Here is a 7,163-nt window from a genome sequence, read left to right as displayed (position 1 = left end):
TTATGTGGGGCAGAATTCTGGAGATTCTGGCTAAAAAGGCTTCAGAGGGTGTGGATGTCCGCGTTATGTATGATGGAACATGTGAATTTTCAACTTTATCCCGGGATTATCCAAAACGTCTTAAGAAACTTGGAATCAAATGCAAGGTATTTGCCCCGTTGACTCCTTTTGTGTCAACCCATTATAATTACAGGGATCACCGAAAGATTCTTGTTATTGACGGTCATACAGCATTTACCGGCGGTGTCAATCTGGCAGATGAGTATATCAATCACATTGTAAAATACGGGCACTGGAAAGATGTGGCCATTATGCTGAAGGGTGAAGCGGTGAAAAGTTTTACACTGATGTTTCTGCAGATGTGGAATGTGGATGAAAAGGATATGGATTATTCACAATTTTTGAATTATCCGGTTTCACCGGTTCAGACAAAGGGATATGTGATTCCTTATGGGGATTGTCCTCTGGATGATGACAAAGTCGGTGAGAGAGTCTATATGGATATTTTAAACAGAGCTCAGAGCTATGTACATATTATGTCGCCCTATCTTATTTTAGACAGTGAGATGGAAACGGCCATTAAATTTGCCGCAGAACGAGGGGTAGACGTAAAGATCATGCTTCCGGGCATTCCTGATAAAGCGGTACCTTATGCTTTGGCCAGAACCCATTACGCATCCCTGCTTCAGTCAGGAGTAGAAATTTATGAATATACACCCGGGTTTGTGCATGCGAAGATTTTTGTCTGTGATGATAAGGAAGCTGTGGTCGGCACAATCAATCTGGATTACCGGAGTTTATATCATCATTTTGAATGTGCGGCTTATATGTATGATGTGGATTGCATTCATGAGATTGAGAAAGATTTCCGGGCTACTTTGAAAAAATGCCGCAGGGTGACAAAGAAGACGATGAAAAATGATACAGTAAGCCGGAAGATTATGGGTGTTGTGATGAAAGCGGTTGCACCATTGATGTAAAAAAAAGGGAGATATGCGGATGCATTCTCCCTGAATTTTGTTTATGAACGATTAAGGTGTTATGGCTTACATATGCCGCAAGGATCATAGCCGTCATCAATGAGTTCCTGGCGGCTGCCTGTATACTCCTGCATATTTTCGGATTTCATATCCTTTGCACTGGAACAGGAAGGTTCATGAAACTTATGGGTTTTTGTATTTAAAATATAGGAGGCCGTTGGTTCTTCAGAAATATTTCCGCCAGCATTGCCCGACGGATTTTCTGACAGACGGCTTTCTCCGGTGGCATAGTCGATTTCGACACCCGGCTGAACATTATAGCAATAAACGTTAAAAAGAATGCCTTCGCCTTCATCTTCTACGGAGAGCGCTTCCATAAGTACACCGTCGGCAACGAGATGATCCTCTGTAAAAATCGGTGTAACTCTGTAGAGAACATGATTATCCGTTTCTTTGATGTAGTCGGCAACCATATTTTCAAATGGAAGCATACCATCTACATTCAGGTAACGTGTTCCGGTGATCAGATTTTTGGAATTGGCATTCTCACCGGTGAGCTGAAAACCGATCAGATGACAGCGGTTATACAGATATTTTCCGTCGACACAGTCATATTTTGCAGACTGCCATCCGGTAGGTTTAACGGAACCGATGGAACCGCGGGATTCTGTCGGCATGAGATCCGATCCTATATTGGCATAGGCTTCCTGGCAGCGTCCGAGATCATCTAATTCACTGTAAGTTTCAAATGAAGTTGTTGTAAAATCTGTTTCTGAAAAGAAAGGCAGATTATTGTTCACAACATAGTAAGGTGATCCCGAATAGGACGGGATATTTTGAAGGATCGTTGCTTTTTCAGAAGCAGAAAGAGATTTCAAAGCTCCTGTTTCAGATGTTAATTCCGGAACCGGCACTTGAGCCTGAGATGTTTTCGATGATGAAGATGAGGCGGCTGAGCCTGCCTCTGGATTTGAACATCCGCCGAAGATCAACAGAAGTATCAGCAGCAATGGAAAAAGTTTGTGTTTTATTATGCGCATGATCATTCACCTCCGTATTATATTTCTATATTCATGGTACTTGAATTCTCGATTTTTGTCAAATATTGTCTATTGACAGTAATAGGAATTATTATTGACTGGAAAAATGATTTTTGGTACAATAAAACTTATAGTATAGGAGGTGTCGTTTTTATGAATCTTAATAAAGTTGTATGTTCATGTTATAAAGTAACAAAGGGAGATGTTCTTAAAGCGGTGGAAAACGGGGCATCTTCTTTTAAGGATGTAAAAAAGGAGACAAAACTTGGAAAAGCCTGTGGCAAGTGTAAAAAGAAAGGAAAAAAATTGACAAAAAAGCTGCTTTCTGAGCAAAAATAGTATATTTTAAAGCAGGTTGGTATAGAAAGATAAAAACCTCCGGACTAAAAGTGATTTGGTCACAATTGTCCGGAGGTTTTTTCATCCTATTTCAGGTGAATTCTATTAGTTCTTTTTACGAATAACAATTGCGCTGACTGCAATTGCCAGGCCGGAGATGATAAATAACAGCATCCATTTTCCAATCGGCTGATCTCCGGTTTTTGCTGAATTTGAGGAACTGGTTGAGCTTTTTTTAGTAGTTTCCTTCGTTTCCTTTGAGGTAGTTGTCTCTTTCGTTTCTTTTGTCTCTTTCGTTTCCTTGGATTCTTCTGTTTCTTTCGTTTCTTTTGTCTCTTTTGACTCTTTTGTCTCTTCAGACTCTTCCGGATCCTTCGGATCGTCCTTTAAGGCCACTGTCAATCCGTAGATTGTCTGATCCGTTTCATCGTAGGTATTATAAACATAGGCATATCGATCTCCGAGAGGAATTCCATGATTATTATTTCCTGTAAGGATCAATTCTGAGAACGGTTCCATTGAATCATCCAAAAACAGGCAGATACTATCTGAATTTGCCAGTGTTTTAAATAATGTATAGCCCCACTCAGCCTTTTGTAAAGTCCATGATGAATCGATATCCTGGTAGGATTCTGTGTAGAAGGAAGAAAATTCTGTATCATTTAAAAAAGTACCATTCATATCATAGACAGCGCACCGAATCTGAGCAAATGGACTTGAAGCATACTGATACGCATACCACATATAATAGTTATTTTCTGTTTTTCCTACAGAAATAATCGTAGCATAAGCATGATCTTCCGGCAGTCCTGCCAGACGATATACAAGCTGATCCTTCGAATCATAGATCAATGCGACATTTTCATAGGATACAGCTTCTAATCCGGTAAGTGCATAGAGATTTTCATCAATGGCAAAAATATTTTGGGCATAGATTGTATTCATCGTATTACATACAACGCCATTTTCAAAATCTATTGTATAAAGGGAAATACTTGGTCCTTCATCTGAAGCAGAGGATACAGGCGGTGTACCTGCAGGAGTGCTTGTATTGTCAATAAGGGCTTTGACACCCTTTGCGGATGGAATGAGGACAAGTTTTTCCGGAACTTCCAGAGGGCCTGCCAGATAATCCCCTTTTTCGTCAAGCTGATACAGCAGTGTGTGATTTCTATAAGTTGTAATGGATAAAATCATCTTACCGTCATAGCATGCCGTCATTTTAAAAATGTTCATCTCAGCGTCTTCCGGACATGGAACCGTGATCTGCTTGCTGCTTATCGTACCTTCAGATGAACAGGTTTCAATCTTTAAAGTAAGATGTGTGCTGTCATCCCTTGAAACAAAGGATGTTCGGAAGATATTCTTCTGATCCGGGGAGACAATATTACTTCTCGAAAAACCATCATTTTCTGTCTTGATCAGAATATCTGTGTTAGGGAAATTCGTCGTCGTTACCGTTGTTTGCCATTCCTTGTTATATGTATCCTGACCGGTAAGGAATGTTTTTTCCGGAATAACGAGAGAATACTGGGTATTCGGTTTTAATTCAGGTTCGTGACTGAGATAGGCGAGTGTCAGTTCCCGTTTGTTCTTCAAAGAGAGGATGGATAAAGGATAACGGGTACCGTCTGCTTCCATATAAATATAAGGCATATCGGATGTATTATCCGGCATGTAAAGATCAACATCACATGTGATCTTCATAAATGCGGTATTTTTGACCGGCAGGTATTCATCCGGAATAGTGAAATTGACGGTTCCGTCTCCCTTTTCCTGTTCTTCGAATTTTACATGGAAGGAAGAGGTTTCACCTGTCTGAAACTCCGACAGACTGATACCGGTATAGGAAGAAATACTTTCACCATAAAACCAGGTGGAATCATTGGTGTCAGAATTCAATACATCACCCGGAAGGTAAAAGTCTCTGTTTATATATTCCTTGTCTTTCTGTAAAAGGGCAGAGATCAGCATCGGCTCTGTACAATACAGGTTATCATACATAAAATCGGTGCCTTCATAATTTAACTGGGCATCCACATGAAATACCCGATAACCGGTCTCAGAGGCAGCATAGGTATTGTTTTGAATCGGTTCATCGTACTGAACAAGGAAATATTCGGAGTAAATGGATGTATCCTCCGGTGCGATGACTGCAATCAGTTTCTGATCAGTGAGCGATTCAGATGAAATCGGAGCAAGAGAAATGTCCTGTTCACCATCGGCTTTTGTCACTTTCTGAATGTTCTCATCCGGAATCCATCCGAGCAGCCATTTTGAAAATCCGTTATGATCACCGTTGTTGTTATTCATCATATCGGTTGTCTGCAGACCGTGTCCGCTTGAATAAGGGCTCGCATAATAATCCGGGAGACCGAGAATGTGACCGGATTCATGGATGATCGTCTGGCATCCATAGCCGTAGTCCGTATCGGTTTCCAGAAAAACATAGCCGCCGAATTTCTGACCATCCAGTTCAAATTCTGTATCCTGGAAATTATACTTGTGACTCCACCATGTGGAGGCCCATCCTGTGTTTTCGCCTGCAAAGTTAACATAGACAGCATCTACGCAGCCGTCGCCGTCACTGTCATAATCGTTGTAATCGATTTCTTCATCAAGCATTTCGAATACTTCTCGAAGAAGATCCTGTTCACCGGAGAAAGAACCGTCATAGTCTGCACGGTTTTTTGAAAGAGTGCAGCGGTATACGTCGCCGGATGAGAAGGACAGCTGTCCGTAGGAAGACCGCAAATAGTAGGCATGCAGACTTTCATAGGGATAAGGCAGGGTCTCGGAGCCTTCCGTATTGTTGAACATCTGATAGAAAATATCCTCCGGATAAATTTTGCTGTCTTCAAAGGTCATATCCTGGAATTCTACCTGAATGGCAAGAACCTTTACATCACCGGTCACGGGTGCGCCTTTCCAGGATTCGGGAATATTTTCTCCGGCCGAGAAAAGAAAATTCGGTTCTTCTCTCTGGAGAGCATTCTGCAGCAGTTCCGGTGATACGTTGTCGTATTCCAGAGCATCAAAATAGGCCTGTCGCTCTTCAAAGGATCCGTCTGCTTTATAAGCTTCAATCTCCTCCTCTGTAGGAAGGCATGATGCGTGAGCTTCAGCTGGTTTCAGGGATGACAGCCCAAGTGCAAGGCCGCCGGCCAGCAATGTCATCCATAAGTAGGTCGTTAGTTTTTTCATGTGATAGGTGTCTCCTTTCTGGAAGATTTTTCATCTGCTATAAATATAACATAAATATTTCTGTTTGTCATAACAAAGTGTAGGTATTCCGGAGCCATTTTGTTATAATAGAGTCAGTTTTAAAATAATGAGAAAGGGGGCCTTTATATGGCATTAAAACTGGATGATAAATTAGTGGTCGGAATCTCGTCAAGAGCTTTATTCGATCTGGAAGAAGAGGACAAAATATATAAGAGTAAAGGGTTAAAGGCCTTTATCGAATATGAGCGTTTACATGAGAATGATATTCTCAAACCGGGAACGGCCTTTCCGCTTATTAAAGCATTACATAAATTGAATTCATCGGGAAAATATCTTGTTGAGATTATTATTATGTCGAAGAACAGTGCGGATACAAGTCTGCGTATTTTTAATTCCATTAAACATTACGGGCTGGATATCAGCCGTGCGGCCCTGGTCAGTGGGGGACCGATTGCACCTTATCTCAATGCTTTTAAAACAGATCTGTTTTTATCGGCGGATGAGAAGGATGTACAGGAAGCTATTGATGCCAATATTGCTGCCGGAATTATTTGTTCACATTCGAATCTTCCGATTGATCCGGATCAGGATATTGAGCAGATCCGTATTGCCTTTGACGGAGATGCGGTCATTTTTTCAGATGAATCAGAGAAAATATTTCAATCTGAGGGACTGGATGCTTTTTCGGAGCATGAGTATATAAATGCGCAGAACCCTTTGTCCGAGGGACCTTTTGCAAAATTATTAAAGACGATATCACTTATTCAGCAGGAGTTTCCCGAAGATACAGTGCCCATTCGGACAGCCCTTGTGACTGCGAGAAATGCACCGGCTCATGAGAGGGTCATTCGAACTCTGCGTGCCTGGAATGTCCGGATCGATGAAGCCTTTTTCCTCGGCGGTATTGAAAAAAGTGAAATTTTAAAGGCCTTTGGGGCAAATATTTATTTCGATGACCAGACCGTACATACCGAGTCCGCCTCACGCCTTGTACCTGCAGCCCGGGTGCCTTATAGAAGCATTTGAAAGGCTGTTCGCATATGCTATTGACACCGAAACGAACGTTAGTTATAATAAAGAAAACGAACGTTAGCAAAAAACGGGGATAAAAACTATTTTTGGGAGGAATAGGATATGAAAAGAAAATTCTTTAGTGCGCTTGTTGTCGGAATGGCTGTTTTGGGTTTATGTGCCTGTGAGAGTACAAAGAAAGAGACCGTGAAAGAAACTGGGAAAGAAACACAAACCATTGTTGTGGAAACAGAAAATAAGGAGACAGAAACGCAAGAAACAGAGGCTGAAGAATCAAAAGCACAGGAGGGAGCAGCTATCGAATCTGAGATTCGACGTCTGGTCGATGAGAATTTATATTGTATGCGCGATGTGTTTGTTCTTAGCATGCTGCCAACGGAAGATACACCGATCGAGGGTGAGTGGATTTATCCGGTAAAAGAAGATGTTTTTAAAGATTATGCTGAGTTTGATGCCTATGTGCGTTCCGTTTATTGTAAAGAGACTGCAGATATGTATTTGTGCGGGGAGGATCCGAAATATGTGAATATTGATGGTAAATTGTGTG

Annotated in this window: 6 protein-coding genes; 4 read left to right on the top strand and 2 right to left on the bottom strand. The window is 41.4% G+C overall.

Features of this window, described 5'->3' with window-relative positions; all coding sequences use genetic code 11:
* A partial coding sequence (locus tag QZZ35_RS07885) for a phospholipase D-like domain-containing protein (RefSeq protein ID WP_291236905.1) occupies positions 1-980 on the top strand: 980 nt, incomplete at its 5' end.
* A gap of 59 nt (positions 981-1,039) precedes the next feature.
* Here QZZ35_RS07885 and QZZ35_RS07880 read toward each other — a convergent pair.
* Positions 1,040-2,020, bottom strand: coding sequence for a DNA/RNA non-specific endonuclease (locus tag QZZ35_RS07880; protein ID WP_291236904.1), 981 nt, complete (start codon positions 2,018-2,020; stop codon positions 1,040-1,042).
* Positions 2,021-2,173: 153 nt separating this feature from the next.
* On the opposite strand from QZZ35_RS07880, the gene QZZ35_RS07875 reads away from it, so the two are divergent.
* Positions 2,174-2,359 carry a (2Fe-2S)-binding protein gene (locus QZZ35_RS07875; protein ID WP_291236903.1) on the top strand — a complete coding sequence of 62 codons (186 nt, stop codon included), beginning with the start codon at positions 2,174-2,176 and terminating at the stop codon, positions 2,357-2,359.
* Between the two features lie 105 nt (positions 2,360-2,464).
* Here QZZ35_RS07875 and QZZ35_RS07870 read toward each other — a convergent pair whose 3' ends face one another.
* Positions 2,465-5,563 (bottom strand): hypothetical protein, encoded by a 3,099-nt coding sequence (locus QZZ35_RS07870; protein ID WP_291236902.1) that lies wholly within the window; start codon positions 5,561-5,563, stop codon positions 2,465-2,467.
* A gap of 147 nt (positions 5,564-5,710) precedes the next feature.
* On the opposite strand from QZZ35_RS07870, the gene QZZ35_RS07865 reads away from it, so the two are divergent.
* A complete protein-coding gene (locus QZZ35_RS07865) occupies positions 5,711-6,610 on the top strand; it encodes a 5'-nucleotidase (protein ID WP_291236901.1) in 900 nt (299 codons plus the stop codon).
* A 108-nt stretch (positions 6,611-6,718) separates the two neighbouring features.
* Positions 6,719-7,163, top strand: a 445-nt coding sequence (locus QZZ35_RS07860; protein ID WP_291236900.1) for a hypothetical protein, incomplete at its 3' end; no start/stop codon positions are given.

The sequence above is a fragment of the Frisingicoccus sp. genome, assembly GCA_016298055.1.
In the GTDB taxonomy this organism is placed as follows: Bacteria; Bacillota; Clostridia; order Lachnospirales; family Lachnospiraceae; genus Frisingicoccus.
Note: the sequence above shows the minus strand (reverse complement) of the source record. Positions and strands in the feature narration are given on the sequence as shown.

Excerpts from the sequence above, each read along its gene's own strand:
- QZZ35_RS07880 (WP_291236904.1), bottom strand. The coding sequence starts at position 2,020 with ATGCGCATAATAAAACACAAACTTTTTCCATTGCTGCTGATACTTCTG.
- QZZ35_RS07870 (WP_291236902.1), bottom strand. The coding sequence starts at position 5,563 with ATGAAAAAACTAACGACCTACTTATGGATGACATTGCTGGCCGGCGGC.
- QZZ35_RS07865 (WP_291236901.1), top strand. The coding sequence starts at position 5,711 with ATGGCATTAAAACTGGATGATAAATTAGTGGTCGGAATCTCGTCAAGA.
- QZZ35_RS07875 (WP_291236903.1), top strand. The coding sequence starts at position 2,174 with ATGAATCTTAATAAAGTTGTATGTTCATGTTATAAAGTAACAAAGGGA.